The sequence below is a fragment of the Shewanella sp. K8 genome, from assembly GCF_028823715.1.
Classification (GTDB): Bacteria; Pseudomonadota; Gammaproteobacteria; order Enterobacterales; family Shewanellaceae; genus Shewanella; species Shewanella algae.
Genome location: NZ_JAPEHY010000030.1, coordinates 39469 through 66464 on the forward strand (window position 1 = coordinate 39469; position 26996 = coordinate 66464).

Consider the following 26996-nt stretch of genomic DNA (forward strand, 5'->3'; position numbering starts at 1 on the left):
GGACCGCTTCATCCCGGAAGAAACTGTTCAGAGGCGAGCCAGTCGACTCTGAAGCGGCGATCTATTTATCCCTTTGGCAACAAAGCCTTTGAAAGATGGTGGCAGCTGTGCCAGACAATCGAGAGCTTGTTGCTGTTTTTCGAACTCCCCGAACACGCAGGCACCGGTTCCGGTCATTCTGGACGGCGCATATTCTAGCAGCCAGCCCAAGGCCTTGGCAACTTGAGGGTAATGGCGACATACCAGTGCCTGACAGTCGTTTTGCCAAGGGGCGCTCAGCAGTTGCTCCAGAGAAAGCTTAGGAGTATCTCTTGGCAAATCAGGATCATGGAACACTTTTTCAGTGGAGACATGGGCCTCGGGAACCAGCACCAGATACCAAGGTTCGGCCGGTTCCACCGGCTGAAGTTTTTCGCCGACCCCTTCGGCAAAGGCCGCCAAACCGTTAATGAAAACAGGAACATCAGCGCCGAGTTTTAAACCAATTTGCTCAAGTTCAGTTTCACTCACGCCGGTTTGCCACAGGGCGTTGAGGGCCACCAGAGTGGTGGCCGCGTCCGACGAGCCGCCCCCCAGACCGCCGCCCATGGGCAGTTTCTTGTCGAGCCAGATCTCGGCTCCCAGTTTACAACCACTGGCTTGCTGCAATGATTTTGCGGCCTTGAGAATTAAGTTATCGCTATCCGGGACAGCAGCGCCGAGATTGGAGTGCAGTTTGAGCTCGCCATTGGCGGTAACTTTAAAGTCCAACAGATCGCCATGGTCGAGAAACTGAAACAGGGTCTGCAGTTCATGGTAGCCATCTTCCCGGCGACCATTGATATGCAAAAACAGATTAAGCTTGGCCGGGGCCGGCCAACCAAGCGAAAGACTATTGGGTTTGGATGTTTGGTCTAGAGAACTCATGGCTGCTGGCTTTCCTTGGTGGTGATTGTGCTCTGGGCTTCGAGTGCCTGCCACTCGGTCAACTGGATCTTGAGTTCGAGCGCGCCGCGATTGAGTTTAAGAAGGCGCGGAATATCGGCACCGCTTTGTTGCTGCCAGCTGAGATACTTCACCTGCCACGGAGGGCTGACGCTGCCATCTTCCAGGCTCTGGGGATTGCCGTCATTGTTTGTGAGCAGGAGTTCAGTGTCAGCGGCGCTGAGGCCAAGCACCCAGCGGGGCAGGGCGTTAAGGGGTATGCTCCAACTGCTGAGGCCATCGAGTAAACGCTGCGGGTCTCGGTCGCGGTAGACTTCACCATCCAACTCCAGTAAGGCGCCGTCCGGGCCGCTTTTCAGCAGCATTACACTGGTGCCCAACATGGTGGTGAGTCTCAGCTCTTCTGTCGTTGGGGTGTGCAGCCAATAAAGATTGGTGCTGAATTTTTCCTCGGGAGTTTTTACCGCCAGCTTGCCTTTCAGCTCCCAGGCCTTGGCTTGCTCTGCGTGCTTGACTTGAGTCGCCTGCCAGCGGGCATCGGGCAGGCTGCTACAGGCGCTGAGCAGGCCAAGGAGCAGCAGGGGCAACAGCAGGCGCAGGGTCGACAGAGGTGTAAAACAGGTTTTTGTGAAGTACTTCAAAATAATCATCTGTTGTTCACTGTGTTGGCCGCCTATGATACGAGGGCTTTGGCAGAATACCAATAAGCGCCGACCCCTGTGGTGTCGCCCTTATGGCTTTTGCCAGCGCCTGTTCAGCTTAATTGATAAATTGGTTGAGAAGTTAGACCTTTATTCGGTTTTGTTAAGCGTATTCTGTTTTTAAGGTGGCCAATTCAGTAGAATGGCCGCATCCTACAGCGACGCCAAGAGTCCAGAACGAGTTCAGATGAGCCTTGTAGCAATTGGTATAAACCATAAAACCGCCACTGTTGACCTGCGTGAGAAAGTTGCCTTTGCCCCGGACAAGATCCATGAAGCCATGCGCAGCCTGGCCAAGGAGACTCAGAGCGGGGAAGCCGTCATCGTTTCCACCTGTAACCGCACCGAGCTTTACTGCAACACGGAAAATGCCGAGCAGGTAGTGCGTTGGTTGGAAGACTATCATGGCCTGAGCCATGAAGAGGTGGCCCCTTGCCTGTACCAACACTGTGGTCAACCCGCGGTGCAACACCTGATGCGGGTTGCATCCGGGCTCGACTCTCTGGTGCTGGGCGAACCGCAGATCCTCGGTCAGGTCAAACAGGCGTTTGCCAAGGCCAAGGAATCCGGCACAGTGGCACTGACACTGGATCGTCTGTTTCAAAATACTTTTGCCGTGGCCAAGAAGGTGCGCACCGAAACGGAAATCGGCACTGCGGCGGTTTCGGTTGCCTTTGCCGCCGTCAGCATGGCCAAACACATCTTCTCTTCTCTGGCTGCGACCAAGGTGCTGCTCATTGGCGCCGGTGAAACCATAGAACTGGTTGCCCGCCACCTGAAGGAGAACGGCGTCACCAGCATGGTGGTGGCCAACCGCACCATTTCCCGCGCCGAAGCCATGTGCGAAGAGTTCAATGCCCAGGCGATTACCCTGGAGCAGATACCAGATTTTCTCCCCAAGGCCGATATCGTGATATCCTCTACCGCCAGTCCGCTGCCCATCCTGGGCAAGGGCATGGTAGAAAAAGCGCTTAAGCAGCGCCGCCATCAACCTATGTTATTGGTTGATATAGCGGTTCCCCGTGATATTGAGGCAGAAGTCGGTGATTTGGACGATGCTTTCTTGTACACGGTCGATGATCTGCAAAGCATAATCGAACAGAATATGGCCTCCCGTAGAGAGGCCGCCGAGCAAGCGGAAGTCATTGCCGAAGAGCATTCACACCAGTTTATGGAGTGGGTTCGCTCACTGGAATCGGTCGACAGCATTCGCGAATATCGTACCCAGAGCATGGCGATTAAAGATGAGCTGGTTGAACGGGCAATGAACAAGTTGGCGCAGGGAGCAGACACAGAGCAGGTGCTGCTGGAACTGGCCAACCGTCTGACCAACAGACTGATCCATGCTCCGACCCAGGCCCTGACTGCAGCCAGTCGTCAGGGTGATCTCAATGCTTTGGGTCAATTGAGAACCGCGCTCGGCTTGGATAAACACTAAGGTTAGCGAGCTAAATGAAGGAATCCGTTATCCGCAAGCTGGAAGGCTTGCTTGAGCGTAATGAAGAAGTATTGGCCCTGCTCAGTGACGCAGATGTCATAGCGGATCAGGACAGGTTCAGAGCCCTGTCACGGGAATATGCTCAGCTTGAAGATGTGGTCAAAGGCTTTAAGGCCTACCAGCAGGCGCAGGCGGATCTGCAAACCGCACAGGAGATGCTGGCCGAGGAAGATCCTGAGCTGAAAGAGATGGCTCAGGAAGAGATCAAGGCGGCCCGCGCTCAGCTGGAGCAGCTGGAAGGCGAGTTGCAAATTCTGCTGTTACCCAAAGATCCCAATGATGCCAGCAACGCCTTTCTGGAAATCCGTGCCGGTGCCGGTGGTGATGAAGCCGCTATCTTTGCCGGTGATCTTTTCCGTATGTATAGCCGTTATGCCGAGAGCCAGCGCTGGCAGGTCGAAGTCATGAGCGCCAGCGAGGGCGAGCATGGCGGTTTCAAAGAGGTGATTGCCAAGGTCAGTGGTGACGGTGTCTACGGCAAACTCAAGTTTGAGTCCGGTGGTCACAGGGTACAAAGGGTGCCGGAAACCGAATCCCAGGGGCGGGTGCACACCTCGGCCTGTACCGTGGCCGTTATGCACGAAGTGCCCGAGGCCCAGGCGGTGGAAATCAACCCGGCCGAGCTGCGTATCGACACCTTCCGTTCTTCCGGTGCCGGTGGTCAGCACGTTAACAAAACCGACTCGGCGATTCGTATTACCCACTTGCCCACAGGCTTGGTGGTTGAATGCCAGGATCAGCGCTCTCAGCACAAGAACAAGGCTCAAGCCTTGAGCGTGCTGGCGGCCCGTTTGCAGGCGGCCGAAGACGAAAAGCGCCGCAGCGCCGAAGAATCTACCCGTCGCTCTCTGGTGGGCAGCGGTGACCGCTCCGAGCGGATCCGCACCTATAATTTCCCTCAGGGAAGGGTGAGCGACCACAGGATCAACCTGACACTGTATCGTCTCAACGAGGTGATAGAAGGAGACCTGGAGCAGCTGCTTGAGCCCTTGATGCAAGAGCATCAGGCCGACATGCTGGCGGCTCTGTCCGACGAATAAAAGGACTGTCTGTGACTAAACTCAATATTGCCGAGGCCCTGCAATGGGCCTCTTCTATGCTGGCCGCATCGTCCGAGTCTGCCCATGCAGATGCCGAAGCCCTGTTGCTGCATTGCTTGGGCAAGAGCCGCAGTTTTATCTATACCTGGCCCGAAAGAAGTTTGTCGGCCGAGCAGCACAAGCAGTTCACCCAGATGGTGCTGCGTCGCAGCCAAGGCGTGCCCGTGGCCCATATTGTGGGTGAGCGCGAGTTCTGGTCACTGCCTTTTATTGTCAACGAATCCACTCTTATTCCGCGCCCGGACACCGAAATTCTGGTGGAAACCGCGCTCAACCTGCCGCTTTCAGATGATATCGCCGTGCTGGATCTCGGCACAGGTACCGGCGCTATCGCGCTGGCACTGGCCCATGAGCGACAAGGCTGGCAGGTGACTGCTGTTGATAAGGTCGAGGCCGCGGTGGAGCTGGCCTGTGCCAACCGGGATAATTTGAAACTGCCGCAGGTGGAGATCCTCCAGAGCGACTGGTTTTCGGCGGTTCAGGGGCGTAAGTTCCAGCTGATTGTTTCCAACCCTCCCTATATCGAGGAGGATGACGAGCATCTTGAGATGGGCGATGTGCGCTTCGAACCCCGCAGCGCCTTGACCGCCGCCGATCAGGGCTTTGCCGACCTGTTCCATATCGCAGCCCATGCCAGGGAGCACCTGCTGCCGGGCGGTTATCTGCTGCTGGAGCATGGTTATGCTCAGGCCGTGAACCTCAGGGAAAAACTTGCCGAGCTAGGTTATCAGCAGGTGGCCACAGTGCGCGACTTTGGCTCCAATGATAGATGCACCCTGGGTTTTTGGCCCGGTTGAGTGTCTGTGCCCGGGGTTATCTCCCGGGCTTGAAAACTGCCGATATCGTCCCCATTTCCTGTCATAATTCCGCCTTTTCGATAGCGGCTTGGCCTTGGTGCTGAGCACTGCGATAGGGTACACTGTCGCCTTTGTTCACCTACAGATAGCTATCCGATGGAAACTTTTTACAGCCTGTATCCGGCAGTTAAACACCTGCACATGACCCTGATCGCCGTCAGCGTATTGCTGTTCATTGTGCGTTTCGTGCTTAAGCTGCGTCAGTCAGCCATTATGGACAAGAAACTGCTGAAGGTAGGTCCGCATGTGATCGATACTTTCCTGCTGCTGTCCGGATTGACTCTGTGTTTTATGATTAAGCAGTATCCTTTCGTCGATCCCTGGATGACGGAGAAGATAGGCGCAGTGGTCGCTTACATACTGCTGGGCGTGATGGCGCTCAAGTCCAACCGTAATCTGATCTTCCGGATCTTCGCCTTCCTCGGTGCTCTGGGCTGGGTGGTTTATGCGGCAAAACTGGCACACTTCAAACAAGCGGTAATTCTGGGGTAATGCAACAATATTCTCTTAAGCAAGACGAACTCTCTCTGCCCGAGTCGGCATTTGAGCTTTGCCAATATCTGGGCTTTGGCCTGGCCAAACAGGCCAACTGGGCCTGGCTGGAACTGTCCGGCTCAGTGCTCAGCCACTATCTGGTCGATCAGCAGCGGCGCTTTCAGGCGCTGCTGAACTGGTTTTACAAGGATCTGGGGTTTGCCCCCAGAGAAGATTATTTTTCCCGGCAGGCGGCCGATCTCGGCCAGTGTATTCTCAGCCGCCAGGGGAACAGCACCACATTGGCAACTGTGCTTATGTTGCTTGGCAAACAGCTGGACTTGAAATTCGACCCTGTACTGCTGCCGGGCACCACAGTGCTGGCCTGCCACGTGGCCGGTGAACTCATCTATCTCGACCCGCTTCGGGGGGAGCGCCTCAGCAAAGAGCGCTTGCATGCCCTGGTTCGCGGCGAGCTGGGCAACAGTGCACCGCTGAAGGCGTCTTACCTCAAGCCGGTTGGCACCCAAAGGCTGATGACCCGCATGCTGCATGAACTCAAGGCCGGCGCCATAGTCGCCCATGAATTTGAAGTCGCGATGGAGTGCTGCAATTTGCTGCTTGAATGGCATGCCGACGATCTCAGCCTGCACCGGGAGCGCGCCTTTATTGCCCAGCAACTGGGGGCGATTCATGTCGCCAGCGCCGATCTGCAGTATTTTGTCGACAACAGCCCGCACGACCCCGTGGTCGAGCTGGTGAAGATGCAACTCAGAGAATTGGGAGACGACCCTCAAACCTTCCATTGAACCTGCCCGTGAGGGCAGTGAGAAAAATATAAATATTAAAATAAAACAATAAATTGCAATCGCAAGGGAGATAGGACCTATGAGCAGTACCTCACAGGCGGCCACTGAAATGACTGCGTTGGTGACCAATGACGCCACCGCGCTCGGCATTCTGGCCGCCATTCTCGGCTTCGTTTTTTACACCAACAGCAGCAGCCATCCTTTCTGGCAAAAGTTTTACCGTTTCATCCCGGCCTTGTTGCTGTGTTACTTCCTGCCATCCTTGCTCAATACCTTTGGGATTGTCGATGGCAGTACCTCCAAACTTTACTATGTGGCGTCCCGTTATCTGCTGCCTGCCTGTTTGGTATTGTTGATCCTCAGCGTCGACCTCAAAGCCATTCTGGGGCTGGGTCCCAAGGCGGTAGTGATGTTTTTGACCGGCACCATGGGCATTGTCATAGGTGGCCCGATTGCCCTGCTTATCATGTCGGCAATCGACCCGACATTGACCGCTGGCCACGGCCCGGACGCAGTCTGGCGCGGCATGACGACACTCGCCGGCAGCTGGATTGGCGGTGGTGCCAACCAGGCGGCGATGAAAGAGATTTATGAAGTGGGCGGCAATATCTTCTCCGTGATGGTCACTGTCGATGTGATAGTCGCCAACATCTGGATGGCCGTGCTGCTGTTTATGGCATCCAGGGCCAAGGAGATAGATGCCAAGACAGGTGCAGATACCAGCGCCATTGAAAGCCTCAAGGCCAAGGTGGAGCAATATCATGCCGAAAACGCCCGCATTCCCAGCCTGCGCGACATTATGCTGATAGTGGCTGTGGGCTTTGGTATTACCGGTCTGGCCCATGTCGGCGCCGACCTGCTGGCTCCCTGGTTTGCAACCAACTATCCCTGGACCGAGCAATACAGTCTGACCTCTGGATTCTTCTGGCTGGTGGTGATAGTGACCACCATAGGTTTGCTGTTGTCATTCAGCCCGGCCCGTCATTTGGAAGCGGCCGGAGCCTCCAAGATAGCCTCGGCCTACCTCTACATACTGGTGGCTACAATCGGTTTGCATATGGATGTATCCCAAATTCTGGATACGCCGATTTACTTCCTGGTGGGCATTATCTGGATGCTGGTGCATTCGGGATTGATGCTGCTGGTGGCCAAGCTTATCCGTGCACCGCTGTTTTACATGGCGGTGGGCAGCCAGGCCAACGTTGGCGGCGCGGCGTCTGCGCCCGTAGTGGCTGCGGCCTTCCATCCGGCACTGGCACCCGTAGGTGTACTGCTGGCGGTATTCGGCTATGCTTTAGGCACTTATATGGCCTGGCTCTGTGGCCAGTTGCTGCAGGCCGTGGCCGGCTGATTTAAGTTAACGCCGCATGAGCGGCATTCAAGAGAGAAGTTGCGATGAGTAATAAAACCATACATCTGGGGGCTATTGAGATAGCCAATGACAAGCCCTTTGTGCTGTTCGGTGGCATGAATGTACTCGAGTCGCGGGACTTGGCGATGACCATTGCCGAAACCTACGCGGAAGTCACTCAGAAGCTGGGGATCCCTTATGTGTTCAAGGCCTCCTTCGACAAGGCCAACCGCTCATCCGTCAACTCCTATCGTGGCCCAGGCATGGAAGAAGGTTTGAAAATCTTCCAGGAGATCAAGGACACCTTCAAGCTGCCATTGATTACCGATGTACATGAGCCCTACCAGTGCGCGCCTGTGGCCGAAGTGGTCGACATCATCCAGTTGCCGGCCTTCCTGGCGCGCCAGACAGATCTTGTGGTGGCCATGGCCAAGACAGGGGCTATCATCAATGTGAAAAAGCCTCAGTTCCTGGCGCCCCATGAGATGCGGCATATCATCAAGAAATTCAACGAAGCGGGTAATGATGAGATCATTCTCTGTGAGCGTGGCAGCTGCTTTGGTTATAACAACCTGGTGGTGGACATGCTGGGCATGGATGAGATGAAGCAATCCGGCTACCCGGTGATCTTCGATGCCACCCATGCGCTGCAGCGCCCTGGCGGCCGTGAAGATTCTGCCGGTGGTCGTCGTGCCCAGGCAACCGAACTGGCCCGCAGCGGTATGGCGCTGGGACTGGCCGGGCTGTTTATTGAAGCGCACCCGGACCCGGACAATGCCAAGTGTGATGGCCCTTGTGCTTTGCCACTGCAGCAACTGGAAGGGTATCTGAGCCAGATGAAGGCCGTTGATGATCTGGTGAAGTCTTTCCCGGCGCTGGATACCAGTCGCTGAGCCAAGTACTTGGTTAACCTTACCTAAGCTGCTGCAAGCTGCGCCTTTGGTGGAATAGCGAATCACCTGGCTAGCGTGTTAGTCTCAAACGCCCGCAATCGCGGGCGTTTTTCGTTTCAGTCATGGCTTGCGGTTCATCGGGCAAGCATTCTCGGGCGCAAATTTTAAGGACAAGCCACCCATGTGGATCTTCTTTACCCTGATGGCCGCCTTTATGCAGGCGTGGCGCAACGCGTTTCAGAGCCGTCTCAGTCGTTGTCGGGGTGACGCTGGCGCGTTCATACCATTCCTTATAGAAGTTTGGGCTACTCAGAGCTGTGTCAGCCATTCGAGTTCAAGCCAGATTGGCGATGACATAGTGATTCTACGGCGAGGCAAGTTGGCGCAGTAATCGGGTGGCTGACAAGCTCCCGTAGGGCGAGTTGAAAAAGCGCGTATGCGGCGTAGGCCAATGTCGATTTATCCCAATGAATCTTCCATCGCTCTACTTGCCTCCCCGTTTTTTCATTCTCGCTGAGTGAGTAAACTCCTATGCGGAATGGTATTAGCTATGCCGGCCCGTTGGCTGCTGTATATCTGTTGTCACTTTATGCCTGGCAGGACGCAGGATTGCCGCAGCTTGGGCATGGCGCGCTGCAGTACATCATAGGGGCGGCCTTGGCGCAGATCCTCGCGACCGCCCTGATGGTAAAACTGTTCCAATTGCAGAATTTCGCTGTCGGCGCCGGGCTGGCCAAGAGTGAAGCCTTGGTCGCGGCCGTGCTCGGCAGTCTGTTCTTCGGCACTGCGTTGACTGTCACCGGCTGGCTGGGGGTACTTGTCGGTACAGTGGCGGTCTTTCTGCTCAGTACCCACGGCGGGCTCAAAGGCTTGTCCTTCAAGACGCTGTTGCTGGGGTTGGGGTGCGGCAGCGCCTTTGCGCTGACTTCGCTCTGGGTTCGGGAAGCAAGCCTGGTGCTGGGTTTGCCGTTTCCTCACCGCGCCGCCTGGGTACTCTTGTTGGTTATTTTGCTGCAGACCTTGTTGCTGCTCGCCTGGCTTCTTATCAAAGATAAAGAGACCCTTAAAAAACTCTGGCATAGGCCCAGGTTGACCCTGGTCATCAGTATCAGCAGTTGTCTGGGTTCAATAGGTTGGTTCAGTGCCATGTCGCTCACGGCCGTGCCTTATGTGAAAACGCTCGGGCAGGTGGAAGTCTTCTTTATGATGCTGATCTCCAGCCTTTGGCTCAAGCAGCGGGTCAAGGTCAAGGATATGGGCGGCCTGGTACTGATTGCCCTGGCCGCGGTATTGGTGCTTTGGGGATGATTTACTCTGCTGCCACAGGATCCAGCCCTGAGTGGCGTATGCTGCTGAGTACATAAGGTTTATCCGAGGCCAGGTAGTCAATAAGACGTTTGGCTGCTTCAGGTTGCAGGCTGCTTTGGGTGATACCACTCGAGAAGGTGGTTACCTTCTGGAATTTGTCCGGGATCGGCCCGACAAATTCGGCGCCTGCGATAGGCAGTATTTCACTTATCTGCTGAAAACCTATCTGTAATTCTCCTCTGGCGACCACGGTGGCGACCCTTTCACTCAAAACCCTTTTGCTCTTGGGTTCTATCATTTGCCACAGCCCCATCTCTGGCCAGAGTTTGCTGGCCAGATAAGTGCCACTGGCGCTGGCCGAGTAACCTATCGAATCGGCTTGTTGCAGCACCTTGATAAAAGCTTCCTCTGTGCTGATGTCCGGCTTGGCTGTGCCCGCTTTAACGCACATGCCTATGCGGGAACGCACCAGATCCCTGTGGCTGTCACTGAGCACATAGCCCTTTTCTGTCAGCTTGTTGAGTGAGCTTTGGGACAGGATCAACACATCGAACGCTTCGTTGCGTTTGAGCCGCTCCGGAATGGAGTCATGGGCACCACCGGATGACGAGCCATATGAGATGATCAAATCCAGCCCGGTATCCTGTTCTATTTGCTTCTCCATCGCGGTCAGGGTGCCGGCAAAACCGCCGGAAGTGATCACTTTCAATGTCTCTGCCCAACTGCCGAAGCTCAGGGTACAGCCCAGGGCCAACAGCAGTAACTTGCTCTTGAACTTATGCTTCATATCTGTGTGTCCTTAGTGTATTTGGGAGTGAGCCGGCCCGGGAGCGAGCCGGCTCTGAGTGCCGAGGGCACTCTTTGCAGGGAGCCTATTTGGCTAACGCATTGTCGGCAGCATTCTTACCCGCGATACGACCGAAGATAACCGTATCGGCCACCGCATTCCCGCCCAGACGGTTGTAGCCATGTACCCCACCCGTCACCTCTCCGGCGGCATACAGGCCTTTGATGGGCCAGCTTTGCAGGTTCAGTACCTCGGCTTTCTCATCTATGGCGACCCCACCCATGGTGTGATGAATGCCTGGAGCAACTTTCACCGCATAGAAGGGAGCCTGAGTCAGATCAAGCGGCATATTTTCACGGTTGAATTCGCTGTCTTTGCCGACTTTGAAAGAGCGGTTGTAACTACTCACTGTTTGCTCCAGTGCCTTAGGTTGCATGCCGGTGAGTTTGGCCAACTCGGCTACATTATCGGCCTTTTTCAACATCTTAAGGTGATCATAGCCGCGTACCATTTTGGCTTTTTTGTACAGTTGGTTGTCGAACACCAACCAGGCAAACTGTTCGGGTTGCTTGAGAATGGCATCCGATGCCCGGTCGCGGGTGGTCAACTCGTTGATAAAACGTTTGCCATCCTTGTTGACCATGATAGCCCCGACACCGCGCACGGTTTCAGAGATTAAGATGCGGCTGTCTTTGCCTATGGTTGGGTGTGCCTGGATCCAGTCGATATCTGTCATGCTGGCGCCTATGGACTTGGCCATTTCGATGCCATCGCCGGTTGCGGTAATATTGTTGGAACTGGTCATGCCTTTAAAGGTTGGGCGATAGTAGGCGATCATCTCTTTGTTCATGCCATAGCCACCGGTTGCCAGCACCACGGATTTGGCGCCCAACATGTAATAGCCAGAGTGTTTACCGTGGATCACTACCCCGAGTATCTGCTGCTCGTCATTCACTACCAGTTTCACTGCCCGTGAATTGAGGCGGGTTTCCACCTGATTTTTGTCTGCGGCCTTACGCAGTACATCTATGATATGTGGCCCGACGCTGAGCCCGCCTGATGGTCTGTGTGTCCTGTCCACCCGGGCGCCGCCGGAGCGTTTGAGGTCATCCATATTGGCGCCGAGGGATTCAAGCCATTTGATACCGTCGGCTGACTGCTGCGCCAGAATTTGCACCAGCTTGGGATCGTTGGCGTAGCGACCGCCTTTCATCGTATCTTCCACATACCAGGCCACTTGGTCGTCCACCTTGTGGGCGGCTTGTTGTTTGGTACCCACGGCGTTATAGCCACCGGCCGCCAGCATGGAGTTGCCGCCGGAGAAGGGGGCTTTTTCCAGCAAAACTACCTTGGCCCCGGCCTGTTTGGCGCTGATGGCAGCGTTATAGCCGGCACTGCCGGCACCTATTACCACCACATCTGTGCTTTGTTTTGGTCCCGCGGCGATAGCCTGCTGAATTTTTTGCTGATCCCATTCTTTGTCCCAGGCCGGTTTGGCTTTGACATCGGCAAAGGGCATGGGTTTATGTTCAAAAGAGTGGCATTCATTGCAGTAAAATTTGGGTGCTTCGTGCCCCTTGTGGCAACTGGTACAGGCGATATCACCCAGGTGAGAGCCGTGGGGATCTATCTCCAGGGCAGGGTTCTTCAGGTCGCTGTAGTCTCCGTGACAGCTGCGGCACTGTTGATTTTCATGGGCCTCGCTGTCGTCAATCTTGTTAGGCGAAACATGGCAGGTTTTGCAGCCTTGCTGGCTGTCGCTGTGAAATTTGCCTAGATCCTGAGGTGCCGCCTGCACTCCGGCTGCACCGAAAAGGCAACAGGCCAGCAGACCGCTGAGATAAGTGAGTTTCATATTGCTCCCTAAAATATTTGTTATTGGATTCGTTATTAGCATGAGCAAATAAAATGTAAAAAAAGGTGAGGCGGCTCAAGTTTGATGTCGAGTTATTAATTGTTGAAATAGGTTTCAAGTTTTCTTAATTCATGGTTTTGAATTCGCTTAATTCATTTTCAATAAAATTGAAAGTGATGCCTCTGTTATGAGTGTGTGATCCAGTCAATGCTCAAATGGGTATAAAAGTTTTTACTATATTTCGGCGCTTACTCATATCTCAACTCATAAATATAAAGAGACAAAATGATGAACCTAAGAAAAACGATTATTGCTGGAATTACCTGCTCGCTGTTGCCGCTGGTCAGCCAGGCTGCACCCGACTTTTATGGCCGGGCTTGGCTTGGGCTGAGTCACTCGGACAGCGGTTTGCTGTCAGATAGAAAGGAAAACGGTGCTTATCTGGAAAACTATGCCTCCTTTATCGGTGTCAAGGGTAAAGAAAAACTCAACGATAATATCAATATTGTTTATGTGATGGAATTTGGTAATAACGGCGGCTACTTTGATACTTCTTCGCTGTTTAAATCCCGTAATACTTACCTGGGTGTCGAAAGCCAATTGGGTACACTGGTATTTGGTCGTAATGATACTGTATTTAAAAAGACGGAAGGTAAGGTGGATTTATTCAATATCACTTCCAGTGATATGGCAAAAATTATCGCCGGGAATGACCGCCTGGGAGATTCAGCTACTTATTACTCACCCAAATGGTATGGAGTGCAGCTGGGCGTGAGCTATCAATTTGCCGATAACTTGCCGGAGCAAAATGGCTCAAACGGCAATTATGCACTGAGCCTGACAGCGGGTGATGCCAAATTGAAACGACAGGCTTGGTATTTGGCGCTGGCCTATGCCGATAGTCTCAATGCCTTGGATGCGGTGCGAGCCGTTGCCGGTGCTCGCTTGGCCGGTGCCAAGTTGGGGTTTATGTATCAGCATTCCGAGTCGCAGAAATATCAAAACCTCAGTGGTAACAGTTTGCTTGCCAGCATGGAGATCCCTTGGCAGCAATACAGTTTCAAGGCGCAATATCTGTATGACAACTCAGGCAATGGCAAGGTGGTATCCAGCCTGGCTGATAAAGCCAGTGTGACAGATGCCTCCAGTTGGCAGGCGTCTTTGGGGTTGGACTATCGAGCTTCCAAAAGCACCACGTTCAGCTTGATAACCACCTATCTGGATGGCGATTTTACCGACGCAGGAGGTTATACGGAGTATGACGACAAGCTGGTGACTCTGGCGATGAAACACATGTTCTGAGTCACAGTATTTGTAGCTGGTTTCCGAGCCTTATCGCAGGCTCGGCTGGATCAACTTTTCCCGGTAACGGGATTGCTAAAATACGCCAACCCAAACCGCGGCGATTCCCCTGATGAAGATAACTCTCAAACAACTGCTGGTATTCAAGTGCATACATGCCGAAGGGCAGATCTCCCGTGCTGCCAGGAAGCTGCATATGTCGGTTCCGGCCGTCAGTATGGCGCTGAAAGAGTTGGAGTCAGCGCTGGGGTGCCGCCTGTTTGAACGCAGTGCTACAGGTTTGCTGCTCAACCCGCAAGGGGAGTTGTTGCTGCCATACGCCAACGGGATGTTGGCGTCAGAGCAGCAGGTACAGCAGTTATTTCACGCCAGTGCCAGTGGCGTATGTGGCACACTGACGGTCGGTGCCAGTAAAACTGCGGGAAACTATGTGTTATCGCGGCGCTTGCCTGTGTTCCATCAATGTTTTCCGGCCACAGGAATTCGCTTGATGATCAAAGATTCAAGCCACATAGAGAGGATGGTCTCTGAACGGGAACTGGACCTGGCCTTTGTTGACGCCAAGCCGTCGCTGGCCAATCTCTGCTGTGAGCCTTGGCTCAGAGACAGGATCTGCATTGTTTGCGGCGCCGATAACCCTCTGGCTAAAGAGGTTGTCGATACCGAGCGCCTGTCGCGTGAAGTCTGGTATCTGGATGAAAGCGCGACGGTTGCCCGCGTCAGGGCTTTGCAGTTACTGCACAGCGTCGGCATTGTGCCATCGCAAACCATCACCATGGGAACTCTGGGGGCCATCAAGCGCGCCACGGCCACTGGCTATGGGGTCAGTATCTTGCCCTTTATGGCGATAGATGCCGAATTGGAGCGTGGCGATCTGGTGGAGTTGGAACTGCCCGGCTGGGACTTTGAACGTAACTATTGGGTGATCCGCCGGGCCGAGGAAGTGCTTGCCCCTTTACCGGCCAATTTTCTGGAATTTATGTTGGATCAACGCGAGTTCGATGAGCAACGGCCGGCATGATCCAAACCGATTTTCAGCTGTTTGGCATTCTTTGCCTGATCTTGGGAGGCATATTCTACACCAGCGGTCTCAATAGCCCTTTCTGGCGTCGCTGTTATCGGTTCTTACCCGTGATGGTGGCCTGTTATTTCGTGCCATCACTGCTCAACACCATGGGGCTGATTGCGGTAAAAGACTCTCAGTTACCCAAGTTTGCCGTCGATTACCTTATGCCCATGTGTCTGGTGTTGATGCTACTGGGGCTGGATATCGGCAGTATTTGGCGCTGTGGCGGTAAGCTGCTGCTACTGTTTTTTATCGGCAGCCTGGGGATCTTTGTCGGGGGGCCGCTGGCGCTGTGGTTGGTGGGATACATACAGCCTGAGCTCTTGCTGCCGCAGGGGGAGGATAGCCTCTGGCGCGGCATGGCGACCCTGGCAGGTAATTGGGTCGGTGGTACAGCCAATCAGATGGCGATGAAAGAACTGTTCGGTGCCGGTGACAGTATCTTTGCGGTTTTTGTTACTGTGAATGTGGTGCTTTCAGGGATCTGGATGGCAATATTGCTGGCGCTGGCGCCCCACGAGGCCAAAATTAATCGCTGGCTTCGAAGCCGCGAGCCGCAGGCGACTATGCTGGATACGCCCTTGCCGGAACGGCGCCTGGCACAGAGCCATCACTGGTTATTGATCTTTTGCCTGCCGCTGATGCTGGGCGGCTTGGCACACTGGGGCGCCGATTGGACGGCGGAGCTGATTGTCCGCCACTGGCCTATGGCCAGAGCCTATCACCTGCATACTCCCTTTATCTGGCTGGTGGTCTGGTTAACGACGGCCAGCGTGCTCCTGTCGCTGACACCGGCGCGGCGGCTGGCGGCCTATGGCGCCGACAGAGTCGGTAATGCCTGTCTTTATCTTATGTTGGCTATCATGGGGCTGAAGATGGATATCGGTATGCTCTGGTCTTTGCCCTGGTTTTTCGTTATCGGGGCTATCTGGTTGTTGGTGCATGTCTTCTTGTTGCTGCTGGCGGCGAGAGTGTTGAGACTTCCATTCGGTTATCTCGCCATTGCCAGTCAGTGCAATCTTGGCGGGGCGGCTTCGGCGCCTGTGGTCACCAGCGCCTATCGCCAGGCATTGGTGCCTCTTGCGGTTCTGATCGCGGTATTTGGCTATGCCTGGGCCAACTTTATTGCCTGGGCCTGCGGCCAGTGGTTAAAGCAGATTTGATTCAAGCACCTTTATTTGGGCCAGCAGTTCGCTGTTGATTGGCAGTGTGAGCCCATATTGCTCGGCGCGCTGCTGCAGGTAACCGTTGATATAGTCAATTTCCGTCTTGCGGCCGTGCTTGAGATCCTGATACATGGAGGAGTAGTTGGCGGCGGTTAGCCGTATCACTTCCTTGACTCTGGCGTGCAGCGTATCGAACGTCAGCGCTATGCCTTCCTGCTTGGCTACCTGTAACAGCTCATCGAGAATGGCGCAGATTGTTCCCTCAAACTCGGGGGCGGCCAGGGCACCGTTGTTGACTCTGTGAATGGCAGTCAGCGGATTGATAACGGCATTGACCGCCAGCTTTTGCCACAGGGCTTCGAGAATGGCATCACTCCACTGACTGCCGGGAATGGCATTGAGCAGAACGGTTTTCATCGCCTCTGGCATGGGGGCGCCGCTTAAGTCACCTATCTGGGTCAGGCCGCTGCCGGTTTGGCGAATATGATTGCTGCTGAGTTTCAGCGCTCCCTGGCTGGTGGTGCCCAGGCTCAGCGGCCGGCCATTCAGCTTGGCGGCCAGGCTTTGATGGGGACCAAGCCCATTGTGCAGCAGCAGGATGCGGCAATTCGGGTGAAGTCTTGGCAGCAAAGGCTCCAGCGCCGCTTCAACCTGATAGGCTTTGACTGTGACCAGCAAGAGCTCGAGCTGCTTGAGCTTGCTCGAGTCCTGCGCCAGACACAGAAAGGATGTTTGCAGACTCTGGTCGCCAAGCTCCAGGGTATAGACTTGCTCTTCGCCCTGCTCAGCCAATGACGGGGTGTTGGCTCTTGGTAATAACCAAGGTTCAAGCCCGGCTGCGGCCAGTTGCTGTGCCAGCAGTTGCCCTATGGCTCCAACGCCGAGGATCCCTATCTGCATCCCGTTACTCCCTCAACATGGCGGCGCGAAAATATCTGCGATAGCCCCAGAGTGAGAAGTAGAAGAGTACGACTCCGGCCATATCGGCGACAAAGTCGGCCACATCTGCGCTGCGGTAGGGCAGACGGGATTGCACCATCTCTATCAGAATGCCGTAGCCGGCCAGGGTAGCAAACATCAAGTACCAGCGGGGGCGGAACGCCAGATAGGTCAGCCAGGCGAGGGCAAAGAAACTACCTATATGACCCACTTTATCCAGATTAGGGATGCTCTGTGGATAGTTAGGCTTGGAAAAAACCAGGTAGCTGATCACCGCCAGGGCAATCAACAAAGCCATTTTAAACAGCAACTGTCGGTTAATCACAAATCACGCAGGGTTGGAAAGCTTGGCGAACATCATAGTCAAAATAAAGCCTGGCTGTCATCAGCAGACTTGGATTTATTCAGCTCTGCTTCAACTTAGGGTAGACTGGCGCTATTGGTTTGACTGATAAGTAAAAGGCGACGAAATGCCCTCATTCGATATAGTGTCAGAAGTAGATGCCGTTGAACTGCGTAACGCAGTGGATAACAGCAAACGTGAATTGGATACCCGCTTCGATTTCCGCGGGGTGGAATTTGCGGTGGAGTATAAAGACTTTGTAGTGACCCTGTCGGCAGAGTCTGACTTTCAGTGTAATCAGATGGTGGATATTTTAAGAACCCAACTGAGCCGTCGTAATGTGGATCCCAAGGCGATGGAAGTGGATGAGAAAGCGATTCACAGTGGCAAGATGTTTTCTTTGAAGGTCAAGTTCAAACAAGGCATCGAAGCCGATGTGGCCAAGAAGCTGGTAAAACAGATCAAAGACAGCAAAGTAAAGGTGCAGGCGCAAATCCAGGGCGACTCGGTACGGGTCACAGGCAAGAAGCGTGACGACTTGCAGGCCGTGATGGCGCTGGCCCGTAATGCCGAGCTGGGCCAGCCGTTCCAGTTCAATAACTTCCGCGACTAGTCGTTAATCTGCGACTTGAGCGTATCTTGAGCAGTATCGGCCCGCTTCGGCGGGCTGTTTTTTTGCACCAGCCAAATCAGCAGCAGCACGGGCAAGCCTATGATGCTGGCGCTGACAAAGAAATTCACATAGCCAAAGGCGTTGACCCAGGCGCCGGAGAAGCCGGCAATAAACTTGGGAAACAGTAACATCACCGAAGACAGCAGTGCATACTGAGTGGCACTGTAGCCACTGCTGGTGAGGCTGGAGAGGTAGGCGATAAAGGCCGCTGTGGCGATACCGCCGCTGAAGTTGTCCACCGAAATTGCCAGGGTCAGCAGCGGCACGTTGTAGCCCACCATGGCCTGCAGGGCGAACAACAAATTGGTGGTGGCCACCAGGAAGGCGCCGACATAGAGGATTTTTATGGTGCCGAAGCGTGCCAACAACACCCCGCCGAATGCCGAGCCCACCAGGGTCATTATCAGACCATAGACCTTGCTCAGGGTGGCGATCTCTTCCTTGCTGAAGCCCATATCCACATAGAAAACATTGGCCATGATCCCCATGACGATATCCGAGATCCGGTAGCAGGAGATCAGCATAAGGATCAGAATCGCGCTCTTGCCGTAGCGGCGAAAGAAATCGATAAAGGGCAGGGCCACGGCGCTGTAGAGCCAGGAGATAAAAGCGGCCATCCTATCTGTGCCGGCCTGGGTCAGATGCTTGGCTTCCTGCTCTTGAATAGCCCTGTCTTTACTTTTGACGCCGAAGATCAGCAACCAGAGCAGCAGAATGAGTCCCATAGAGGCCAGAGTGACTGCATCTGTATTCAAGGCCTGACTCGGAAAGTAGGATTGCAGTACCTGGGTGAAGGGTTCAGCCAAGCTAAAACAGAAATAAAGCCCCAGCAGCAAGAGCAGTAACTTGCCATGGCGCAGGATAAACAGGTTGGTCGGTGCGGCCCAGACCGAGAGTCTGGGTGCCAGGTTGGCCCTGAGCCTGTCTCTGAGGTTGGCTTCCTCTTCCCCTATCGAGCTGATATCCACTGCCGGCTCTTTGGCAAAAAGTGTCGCCAGTATGCCTATGCCCATGAGGCCTGCCATTACCAGATAGGCGGTTTGCCAGCTCTGGAGATTGTAGCTTTCCGGCTCGGGAGAAACCCAGGCGGCGATAGTCAATGAGCCTGCCGTGGCTATGATCATCGCGCTGCGATAGCCCACCTGATAGGCGGCAGCCAGTGCCGCCTGCATTTTTTCCGGCGCCGACTCGATACGAAAGGCATCGACCACTATGTCCTGGGTGGCGGAGGAAAAGGCCACCATCAGCGCAAAGAGTGCCAGATGGGTGAGATCTTCCATGGGGTCACTGCCGGCCATTCCCAAAATGGCGGCTATCAGTAATAGCTGGGAGAAAAGCATCCAGCCGCGGCGGCGGCCAAAGAGTTGGCTGAACAAAGGCAGGGGCATGCGATCGACCAGGGGGGACCAGGCCCACTTGAAGGCATAGATCAAGGCCACCCAACTGAAATAGCCGATGGCGGCCCTGTCTACCCCGGCTTCCCTGAGCCAGAAAGACAGGGTGGAAAATACCAGCATCAGCGGCAGGCCGGCGGAAAAACCGAGCAACAATAAGATGAGTACCCGCTTGTGGAAATAGATACTCAGGGCGTCTCGGGTGCTGGCAAAAAAAGATTGAGGCATGGCACGGCTTGGTGAGAGTCAAAGGCCTTAGAGTAAAAGCCCGAGCCTGCGACTTCAAGGCGTGCTTGGGTGTTTGCCCAATAAAAAATCCCCGGCAAAGCCGGGGATTGGTCGCCCGTGTCATTAAAGTGTCACCCGGGCGGGGTAGATTAACGTCTGTCTCAGGGCCTGACGCCGATACAGCCTTCGGGTATGGGGCCACCACCGAACAGGTATTCACAGCAGTCGTCCAGTTGCTGGCGCAAAAACTGGTTACCGCGCAATACCCAATCGGGCCATTTATCGAAGGCGTACAACAAGTGCCAAAATACGCGTTCGACATCCGTTTGCGCTTCCCCCTGCAAGTTCAGCTGATGCCATTCTTCCAGGGTATCCCACAGATACAATCTGACTTCATTAAATTCCAGCTTGTCGCTCAAGAATGCTTTGCCGTAATGAGCCAGTTGGGGCGCTTTCACATCGATGAACTCTTCCGGGGTCATCAGATCGCCTCCTTATGTTTGCCAGGTTCAGTATAGACAGCTTTTTGAAACTGAGCCGTGCCTGGGGTTAATTTCTGGGCAGAAGTGTGGCTTTCTTCAACAAAACCTGGGTAACCGGCACATCGGGCCAACCCAAGGTGCTGTTGGTGCCTGTCTCTACCAGCGCCATATTCTGCAGAACTTCAAGCCCTTGGCTGACTTCACCGAATACGGCATAGCCCCAGCGTCTGGAGGATGGGTCGAGCTTTTTGTTGTCGGCCACATTGAAGTAAAACTGGCGGGTGGCCGAATGGGGAGCACTCTCTCTGGCCATGGCTATAGTGCCTAGGCTGTTGGACAGGCCGTTGCCCGACTCATTGACTATCGGCTTGTCTGAAGGCAGTTCTTCATACTTGGGGCTGAGGCCGCCGCCCTGAACCACGAAATCGGCAATAATGCGGTGAAACAATGTGTTGTTGTAGTCGCCGCGCACCACATAGGTGAGAAAGTTGTCCACAGTAATGGGCGCCCGGGTGCGATCGAGCTCGACCACGATTTTGCCCATGCTGGTATCAAATTCCACTTGGGGGTAGAGATTGTCTTTTTGTATATCCAACGCCAGCGCCAGCTGACTGGTCAGCATCAATACGGCTGCGAGTATCCATCGGCTCATGACCAGATTCCTTATCATAGTGTTGCAGACGGGCCTGCCTGTGAGTCACAGACCGGCCTAATAAATTACTGCTGCAAAAAGCTGTGCAGCTCGGGGTCGTTGAGTATTTCGCCGCTCAACTGGGTGATCAGCTTGTTCATGTCCAGTTCCAGCGAGGCGAAGTCGGCACTGAATGGCCCCTTGAGCAGCCCCTTGGCCTTATAACGCTTGGTCAGGGTATGGCTGCTGTTTTTCGCCAGCAGATTGATGCTGACATTGGTTTTGGCTTCGAAGCCGAAGCTGGATTCATCCACATCAGTGAGCAGTTCAATCAGCTGCAACTGCACCTCTTTCCCACTGGCGGGATCGATTCGGTATCCGGCCTTGGCAAAACCTTGGCGGAACAGTTGATCCAGTTGAGCCCTGGGGGGCTCGGCCGGGCTGACCAGGCGTGCGGCTTTGCCATCTTCATTGAATCGCACAATAAAGTTGGCGGTGCGGGTATCCAGGGTTTGCAGCGCCAGAGCAGGCTCCAGCGAAGTCTGTGGCGTGACCGCAGGCAGTTCAGGGCTCAGGGCAATAAAGTTGGGGGTATGACTGGCGCAGCCAAAGAGCAGCGTCGACCCCAGCATCAAGGTAGCAAGCCGTTTCATAAAAATCCGAAGCTGTAAAAAAGGTGGCATCAGGATAACCAGATTTGAGTTTGGCTTCCAGCATCTGACAATGGCAGATAACCGACTTTGGTTCAGTCAGGGTTCAGACAGCGAAGCGCAATATCCGCGCGTAAAACACTTACAAATCATGGGGGAATCGTATGAAGTACGTTATATTGGCAGTTGCACTGGTGATGCCGACCTTGATGGTACCGGCCGCCGGCGCCGCAGAAGGCAAACATGTTATCGGGGGCAGTATAGGCCTTGGAGTGCAGAATGATGATGACATCAGCCGCTTCAATCCCGATGCCGGTAACGCCGAAGACAACGACAGCTCAGACAGCTGGGGCACAGAGCTTTATTATCGCTATCATTTCACGCCAAACTGGGGTGTTGAAGCGGGTTACCTTTGGTCCGATGCCGGTATAGTCCATGCCTTTACCTCCGGCATTACCGAGTTGCAGATGGATAGCTTCGAGGCGGCGAGAGTGTCTCTTTATGGCCGCTGGGGCTTTACCGAGCGCAACAGCTTCTATGCCAAACTGGGTGCTGCCAGGGTTAAACTCGAATATCAATATACCAAAGACGGCGCCGGCTTCAATGACACTGAAAATGGCCTGCATGCGGCAGCCGGTTGGGAATATCGTTTCCGCAACAATCTGGGTATCAATACTGAATACGTGTATCTGAAGACGGATAACTTCGACTATCAAGGGGTATTCGTCGGCCTCAGTTACCGTTTCTGAATGACACAGTAAACCGGATAAAGCCCCGTATAGCGGGGTTTTTTCATTTTTGTAACATTCAAGGCTTCAATCTCCGACGGCGACAGGGTAGAGTCAAGTTATTGCTCTAAAAACACCTGTTGGGAATATGTTGGAATTGAAATCCGGGTCTTTGCCGACGACTCAATCCGGGGTTGCAACCCAGGCGGCACCTGACTCTTTGATAGATGTTCACGGCCGGCCTCTGTTTGGTCATTTCGACGGGCCGCCGAAAAGCCTGGGATTGGCAGACTTTCAGCTGTTCAATGAGATGGATCGCAGGGTTTCACGCCTGAAACAGCGTTGCAGTTATAAGCAGTTTGAGTTTATTGGCCTTAACAGCCCCAGATGGATGCTGGGCGTTGCCTTGGCGGATATCGCCTATCTTGGCAGTGGTTTCTGTTATCTGTTTGATGTGCAGAGTCGTCGCATGTATCAGCATAATCTGCTGCGGCCTCCTGCTGGTTTTAACCTGAGCCGTTCGCCATGGCAGGGGGAGAGCCGTATGGGAGGCATTCACTTTCGGCGTGAGCAGGGACAATGGCAACTGAGTCTGGATCTTAAACTACAGGGAATGCCACTTGAGGGGGAGCTGACCTTGGTTCCCGAACCGCTCAGCTTACCGATGGCGCTTTGCAGTCCAACCGGTTACAGCGGTTGGACCTATACCCAGAAACACAATGCCCTCAAGGTCTCCGGCCAGTTGTCCTTCAATCATGAACCCCAGCCGCTGCTGCATGCCAGAGCCGGTTATGACTTTTCCGCAGGCTTTATGCGTCGGGAAACCAGTTGGCGCTGGGCTTCTATCAATGCCGATATTGATGGTAAGGGGTTCGGGCTAAACCTGGCGGCCGGAGTCAACGAGACCGGCTCTTGTGAAAACGTGCTCTGGGTTGATGGTGCCAGGCATTTGCTGTCGCCGGTGCATTTTGAGTTTGACCGCATGGCAGCATCAGGCGGCCAATGGCGAGTTTGGTCTGAGCGCGGCGATCTGGAGTTGGCATTTTCGCCCTTGGGGTGCCGCAGCGAAAGGCTCAACCTGGGGCTGCTTAAAAGCAATTTTCGCCAGTATACCGGGCTGTTTTCCGGTTGGGTCAAAGACTCCCTGGGCAAGCGCCATGAGCTGGTGCAGCAGAGCGGCCTGACAGAAGATCACTTTGCCAAGTGGTGAGCTGGAATAAAAGGAATAAAAATGGATTTCAATTTACTTATTTCACACCCTGAATGGCTGCTGCTGGTATTGGCGCCGCTGTTCTTCATCTGTATGGCATTGGAGTGGTTTTTCGGTGACCGCCTCAGACGTTTGCCTGAGAATGCCCGCTATCGACCGGCGGAGGTTTTCTGTAACTTTGTGCTGGCAGGCATGCACCAGGGCGCCGATATTCTCACAGGGTTACTGCTGGCCAAACTGTATTTGTGGTTATTCGGCTGGCGTTTGTTCGACATTGAGATGAATGGCTGGACCTTTGTGCTGCTGATGCTGGGGCAGGACTTTTGCTATTACTGGTTCCATCGGGCCAGCCACAGATGCCGCTGGATGTGGGCCGCCCACGTAGTGCACCACAGCTCGGAAAACATGAATTTTTCCACCGCCTTTCGTCAGAGCCTGATGTACCCATTGGCGGGCATGTGGCTGTTTTGGCTGCCCTTGGTGATCATAGGCTTCGACCCCAACTGGGTGGTTTTTGTGGTGCTGCTTAATCTGGGCCTGCAATTTTTTGTCCATACCCAGGCCATCAAACGTCTTGGGCCCTTGGAGTGGATATTCAACACGCCGTCCCACCACAGGGTGCACCATGGCCGCAATCCTCAGTACATAGATAAGAACTACGCCGGGGTGTTGATCATTTGGGATAGATTATTCGGCAGCTTCGAGCCGGAGCGGGAAACCGTGCGCTATGGTATTACCAAGCCGGTGAACAGCTTTAATCCTGTGACAGTCACTTTTGCCGAATGGCGCGATATGTTGGCGGAAGTGAGCCGCCCCGGCCTTAGTTTCAGGCAGCGTTGGCGTTTGCTGTTTGCACCGCCGGCCAGTCAGGAGTTGCCCAGCTCCGGCCTCGGAGGATATGCTGATGGCCCTGACAGTTCCAAGGAAGCTAAGGAGTACTGATGAAGCTTTTTGTGTTTGACCATTGTCCCTATTGCGTCAAGGCTATGATGCTGGTGGGGCTTAAGGCGTTGCCGGTGGAGCGGGTCTATCTGCAAAACCATGATGTGGAGTCCAGAATAGCTATGGTCGGCGCCAATATGGTGCCCATTTTACAAAAAGCCGATGGCAGCTTCATGGCCGAGAGCCTGGATATCGTCAGCTATCTGGATAATCTGGATGGTAAGCCGGTCATTACCCTTGCCAGCCAGGCCGATGCGGTCAGCCAATGGCAGGAGGCATCCGGTTATTTCAGCAGTCGCTTGCTCTATCCCCGCAGTGTGTTGCTCGGTCTGCCTGAATTTGGCAGCCAAGAGGCGATTGCCTGGTTTACCCAAAACAAGAGCGCCATGATAGAGATGTCTTTCGAAAAAGCGCTTGCGCAAACGGCCGATTATCTTGATGGGCTGGCTAAGTGTTGGCCGCGGCTTGACTGGCTGCAATTGCCGTCGGAGCGGGGCAATAAGTTGACTATTGATGATATCAACCTGTTCCCCGGCCTGAGAAACCTGACCATGGTCAAGGGGCTGGTATTCCCGGCCAGAGTGCGTGCCTATATCGAAGAAGTGGCAGCGCTGACTCAAATCGACTTGTACGACGACAGAGCCGTCTGAGCGGCTTTATCTGAGTCATACAACTACACCCCAAAAAGACAGGCCAGTGCTGGACCTGTCTTTTTCATTCGTTTTCACTTTAGGGCAAGTGCTACGTTAACCCGGCTTTTTCAACGCTCTCTTTGTTGATGCACTGCGCGTTGTCTGTGCTCCTGAGCACGGCTGGGCTGGCGTCGCTCTGCCTGATGGCGCTGTGGCTGAGCTCGCTGCTGATGCTGCACCTTCGATTGACTCTGAGGCTGATAGCGTCTCTGTGGCTGCTGTTGTTTATCTGCCTGTTGCCGGCGCTTTTCAGCTTGTCTATAAGTAGTGTTAGTGTGCCGGTTTGAGGCCTGTTGCAACTGCCTGTCTCTGGCCTGATGTTTAACCCGCATCGTTTTGTCGGCGGCGTTGGCACTGCTATTGGCACTCCTATATGACGGCTGCTGTGACAGCTGGCGAACTTTTTGTGGCTCGCCCTTATGCATCTTTTCCCTCTTGTCTCCGGCGCGCCATTCACGGCTATTGTGTTCCCTGCGCTGCTTTAACTCTCGCTGCAACTGCTTTTGTTGCTTGTTTCTGTCCTGATGCAGCCTCTGGCTGTGGTTGAAGCTGCGGGCCTGGGATTCATAACGCTTGTGCGGCTTGTTGTATACCGCCTTGTTGTAGCGTTGTTGCAGCCCAGGGTGACGATAATGGGCGCCACGTCTGTGGTGCGGGTTATGGCTCCAGCGCTGGGCTCCCTGGCTATAGGCCAGTCTCGGACGGTAGTGATTATAGTGTTTGTGGCGATAATCGACCCAGATCACTCTGTCATGCCAATGAAAGGCGCTGAAGAAGAAGTTAAATGAAATGCTGACCCCGGCACTGCGCCAGTAAAAAGGACTGGAGTGGTAGCGCACATATCCGGGGAAAGGGTCCCAATAGATAGGCGGATAGCTGCTCCAGTGCCAGTGACCATAGACACGGCGACTGTCGTAGTAAGGGACATAGATCACCTCGGTGCGGGTCGGTGCTATCACTATCTGACGTTCGTCGCGTCTGGCGTTGAGGTTACCCAGGTCATTTAATGAATCTGCATCCCAGGCGGCTTGCCTCAGGGTTTGAATCCCATCCATCACCCGGCCTTCATCGGCGATAAAGGCTTCGCCCAAACGGGCGGTCCAGTCCAGATCTGTGCTCATCTTGTTCAACACTTCCGGAAAGGCGATAAGCGCCATCACACTGGGATCCCAATCCTGGTTTTCGGCTTCGGCCATCAGGCGTTCATTGCTCCAATGGCTGCGCTGTTTGCGCCAGCGCTGTGCCTGCACCAGTTCCAGTGGATAGGTTGAGGCGATTAGCATATGGGTCAACAAGGTGTCCGGATAGAGAGCGATAGGGGAGAGCAGCTGCATCAGCTCGGGTTCCCGGATATCACTGCCGGATTCGGCGGCCTGCAGCGCCGTAGTTGGCAGGCCAAACAGACACAGGATAAGCACACTGTGCTGCAGCCAGATTTTCAGCTTGTTCATGGTTGCCTCCTTTAGGCCGGTATGGTTACCAGCCTGGCAAGTGAGCTAACTGAGGCCTTGCGATGCAATTCCCCATCAGTGGTTTCAGGATAAGTGGCCTTTGATGAACATAAGCTGAAGGCTTTGGGATGGCTAAATGATCTCCAAGCAACTGCCTGGGGGAAGTGGGTAGTGGAACTGAGTCTTTTGAAATGGCAGGAGTACGGCTATTTCCAGACACAGGCGGAACTGTGACCTGCCGAGCCCGGGATGGCGAGGCAGAGCTTACGAGGACGTACTTGCAACAACTTCCCTGTTTAACGGCCAGCTCACCATTCCTGGCTCGCGCTCGAAAGCATGTTGCTATGCAACTCTCGCCATGTCACAGGCTTACTTGTGCGAAAGGCGCACCGCAGGTGATTGGCGGCTGCTTAGCCAGAAGCTAAGACCTAGTTTATTGGTGAGTTCTGGCTTAAAGCCATGATAGCCGCTGTGCCAGCGGCCTAAGGTCGTGGTGTTCCACACCACACCGGGCAAGGGGCTTTGCTTGTCCAAAGCCCCTT

At 54.3% G+C, this 26996-nt stretch carries 26 protein-coding genes and 1 pseudogene; 16 read left to right on the top strand and 11 right to left on the bottom strand.

Annotated features, from left to right (window positions below):
- Positions 1-27: 27 nt before the first annotated feature.
- Positions 28-906: a 4-(cytidine 5'-diphospho)-2-C-methyl-D-erythritol kinase gene (gene ispE, locus ON072_RS15715; protein ID WP_261753082.1), complete on the bottom strand. Its 879-nt coding sequence runs from the start codon at positions 904-906 to the stop codon at positions 28-30.
- The gene (gene lolB, locus ON072_RS15720; protein WP_107005975.1) at positions 903-1574 is read right to left on the bottom strand and encodes a lipoprotein insertase outer membrane protein LolB; all 672 of its coding nucleotides are present in this window, start codon (positions 1572-1574) and stop codon (positions 903-905) included. Before lolB ends, ispE begins: the two co-directional genes overlap by 4 nt.
- A 238-nt stretch (positions 1575-1812) precedes the next feature.
- Here lolB and hemA point away from each other — a divergent pair, with 238 nt between their 5' ends.
- From hemA to ON072_RS15760, 8 genes and pseudogenes are all read left to right on the top strand, one after another.
- Positions 1813-3063 (top strand): glutamyl-tRNA reductase, encoded by a 1251-nt coding sequence (gene hemA, locus ON072_RS15725; protein WP_028779720.1) that lies wholly within the window; start codon positions 1813-1815, stop codon positions 3061-3063.
- Positions 3064-3077: 14 nt separating this feature from the next.
- Entirely contained in the window at positions 3078-4163 is a 1086-nt protein-coding gene (gene prfA / locus ON072_RS15730; RefSeq protein ID WP_025011691.1) for a peptide chain release factor 1, read from the top strand.
- 11 nt (positions 4164-4174) lie between these two features.
- Positions 4175-5020, top strand: coding sequence for a peptide chain release factor N(5)-glutamine methyltransferase (prmC, locus tag ON072_RS15735; protein WP_109248760.1), 846 nt, complete (start codon positions 4175-4177; stop codon positions 5018-5020).
- 156 nt (positions 5021-5176) lie between these two features.
- Positions 5177-5572, top strand: coding sequence for a SirB2 family protein (locus ON072_RS15740; protein WP_025889918.1), 396 nt, complete (start codon positions 5177-5179; stop codon positions 5570-5572).
- Positions 5572-6363 (top strand): transglutaminase family protein, encoded by a 792-nt coding sequence (locus tag ON072_RS15745; RefSeq protein ID WP_025011693.1) that lies wholly within the window; start codon positions 5572-5574, stop codon positions 6361-6363. Before ON072_RS15740 ends, ON072_RS15745 begins: the two co-directional genes overlap by 1 nt.
- A 79-nt stretch (positions 6364-6442) precedes the next feature.
- Entirely contained in the window at positions 6443-7714 is a 1272-nt protein-coding gene (locus ON072_RS15750; protein ID WP_371872575.1) for a DUF819 family protein, read from the top strand.
- A gap of 44 nt (positions 7715-7758) precedes the next feature.
- Positions 7759-8607, top strand: coding sequence for a 3-deoxy-8-phosphooctulonate synthase (gene kdsA / locus ON072_RS15755; RefSeq protein ID WP_025011695.1), 849 nt, complete (start codon positions 7759-7761; stop codon positions 8605-8607).
- Between the two features lie 549 nt (positions 8608-9156).
- A pseudogene (locus ON072_RS15760) lies at positions 9157-9915 on the top strand (EamA family transporter); the annotation flags it as partial.
- 1 nt (position 9916) lies between these two features.
- On the opposite strand, the gene ON072_RS15765 reads toward ON072_RS15760, so the two are convergent.
- Positions 9917-10702, bottom strand: a complete 786-nt coding sequence (locus ON072_RS15765; protein WP_045283501.1) for a substrate-binding domain-containing protein — start codon at positions 10700-10702, stop codon at positions 9917-9919.
- Positions 10703-10787: 85 nt separating this feature from the next.
- The gene (locus tag ON072_RS15770; protein ID WP_028779725.1) at positions 10788-12557 is read right to left on the bottom strand and encodes a flavocytochrome c; all 1770 of its coding nucleotides are present in this window, start codon (positions 12555-12557) and stop codon (positions 10788-10790) included.
- 285 nt (positions 12558-12842) lie between these two features.
- Here ON072_RS15770 and ON072_RS15775 point away from each other — a divergent pair, with 285 nt between their 5' ends.
- The 3 genes from ON072_RS15775 (at position 12843) to ON072_RS15785 (ending at position 16088) form a co-directional block, all read left to right on the top strand.
- Positions 12843-13859 carry a porin gene (locus ON072_RS15775; RefSeq protein WP_259663542.1) on the top strand — a complete coding sequence of 339 codons (1017 nt, stop codon included), beginning with the start codon at positions 12843-12845 and terminating at the stop codon, positions 13857-13859.
- Between the two features lie 112 nt (positions 13860-13971).
- Positions 13972-14880 (top strand): LysR family transcriptional regulator, encoded by a 909-nt coding sequence (locus tag ON072_RS15780; protein WP_261753080.1) that lies wholly within the window; start codon positions 13972-13974, stop codon positions 14878-14880.
- Positions 14877-16088, top strand: coding sequence for a DUF819 family protein (locus ON072_RS15785; RefSeq protein WP_028779727.1), 1212 nt, complete (start codon positions 14877-14879; stop codon positions 16086-16088). The genes ON072_RS15780 and ON072_RS15785 overlap by 4 nt, the downstream gene beginning before the upstream one ends.
- Here ON072_RS15785 and ON072_RS15790 read toward each other — a convergent pair.
- A complete protein-coding gene (locus ON072_RS15790) occupies positions 16074-16991 on the bottom strand; it encodes a ketopantoate reductase family protein (RefSeq protein WP_261753079.1) in 918 nt (305 codons plus the stop codon). The genes ON072_RS15785 and ON072_RS15790 overlap by 15 nt on opposite strands.
- Before the next feature lie 4 nt (positions 16992-16995).
- Complete coding sequence (locus ON072_RS15795) at positions 16996-17328, bottom strand: VanZ family protein (RefSeq protein WP_210736175.1); 333 nt, start codon at positions 17326-17328, stop codon at positions 16996-16998.
- Between the two features lie 172 nt (positions 17329-17500).
- On the opposite strand from ON072_RS15795, the gene ON072_RS15800 reads away from it, so the two are divergent.
- Complete coding sequence (locus ON072_RS15800) at positions 17501-17986, top strand: YajQ family cyclic di-GMP-binding protein (RefSeq protein WP_062793931.1); 486 nt, start codon at positions 17501-17503, stop codon at positions 17984-17986.
- Here the strand turns inward: ON072_RS15800 and ON072_RS15805 are convergent.
- From ON072_RS15805 to ON072_RS15820, 4 genes are all read right to left on the bottom strand, one after another.
- Positions 17983-19668: an MFS transporter gene (locus ON072_RS15805; RefSeq protein ID WP_234506087.1), complete on the bottom strand. Its 1686-nt coding sequence runs from the start codon at positions 19666-19668 to the stop codon at positions 17983-17985. The genes ON072_RS15800 and ON072_RS15805 overlap by 4 nt on opposite strands.
- A 161-nt stretch (positions 19669-19829) precedes the next feature.
- Positions 19830-20150, bottom strand: a complete 321-nt coding sequence (locus ON072_RS15810; protein ID WP_025011704.1) for a hypothetical protein — start codon at positions 20148-20150, stop codon at positions 19830-19832.
- Positions 20151-20217: 67 nt separating this feature from the next.
- Entirely contained in the window at positions 20218-20802 is a 585-nt protein-coding gene (locus tag ON072_RS15815; RefSeq protein WP_221055350.1) for a peptidylprolyl isomerase, read from the bottom strand.
- Positions 20803-20867: 65 nt separating this feature from the next.
- Complete coding sequence (locus ON072_RS15820; protein WP_261753078.1) at positions 20868-21434, bottom strand: YajG family lipoprotein; 567 nt, start codon at positions 21432-21434, stop codon at positions 20868-20870.
- Between the two features lie 161 nt (positions 21435-21595).
- Between ON072_RS15820 and ON072_RS15825 the strand changes: the two genes are divergently transcribed.
- From ON072_RS15825 to grxB, 4 genes are all read left to right on the top strand, one after another.
- Entirely contained in the window at positions 21596-22180 is a 585-nt protein-coding gene (locus ON072_RS15825; RefSeq protein ID WP_107005940.1) for a porin family protein, read from the top strand.
- A 127-nt stretch (positions 22181-22307) separates the two neighbouring features.
- Positions 22308-23369, top strand: a complete 1062-nt coding sequence (locus ON072_RS15830) for a DUF2804 domain-containing protein (RefSeq protein ID WP_261753077.1) — start codon at positions 22308-22310, stop codon at positions 23367-23369.
- A gap of 21 nt (positions 23370-23390) precedes the next feature.
- Positions 23391-24311: a sterol desaturase family protein gene (locus ON072_RS15835; protein WP_025889931.1), complete on the top strand. Its 921-nt coding sequence runs from the start codon at positions 23391-23393 to the stop codon at positions 24309-24311.
- Positions 24311-24961: a glutaredoxin 2 gene (gene grxB, locus ON072_RS15840; RefSeq protein ID WP_208139081.1), complete on the top strand. Its 651-nt coding sequence runs from the start codon at positions 24311-24313 to the stop codon at positions 24959-24961. Before ON072_RS15835 ends, grxB begins: the two co-directional genes overlap by 1 nt.
- Before the next feature lie 110 nt (positions 24962-25071).
- On the opposite strand, the gene ON072_RS15845 is transcribed toward grxB, so the two are convergent.
- Positions 25072-26454 (bottom strand): DUF3300 domain-containing protein, encoded by a 1383-nt coding sequence (locus ON072_RS15845; RefSeq protein WP_261753076.1) that lies wholly within the window; start codon positions 26452-26454, stop codon positions 25072-25074.
- Positions 26455-26996 lie beyond the last annotated feature (542 nt).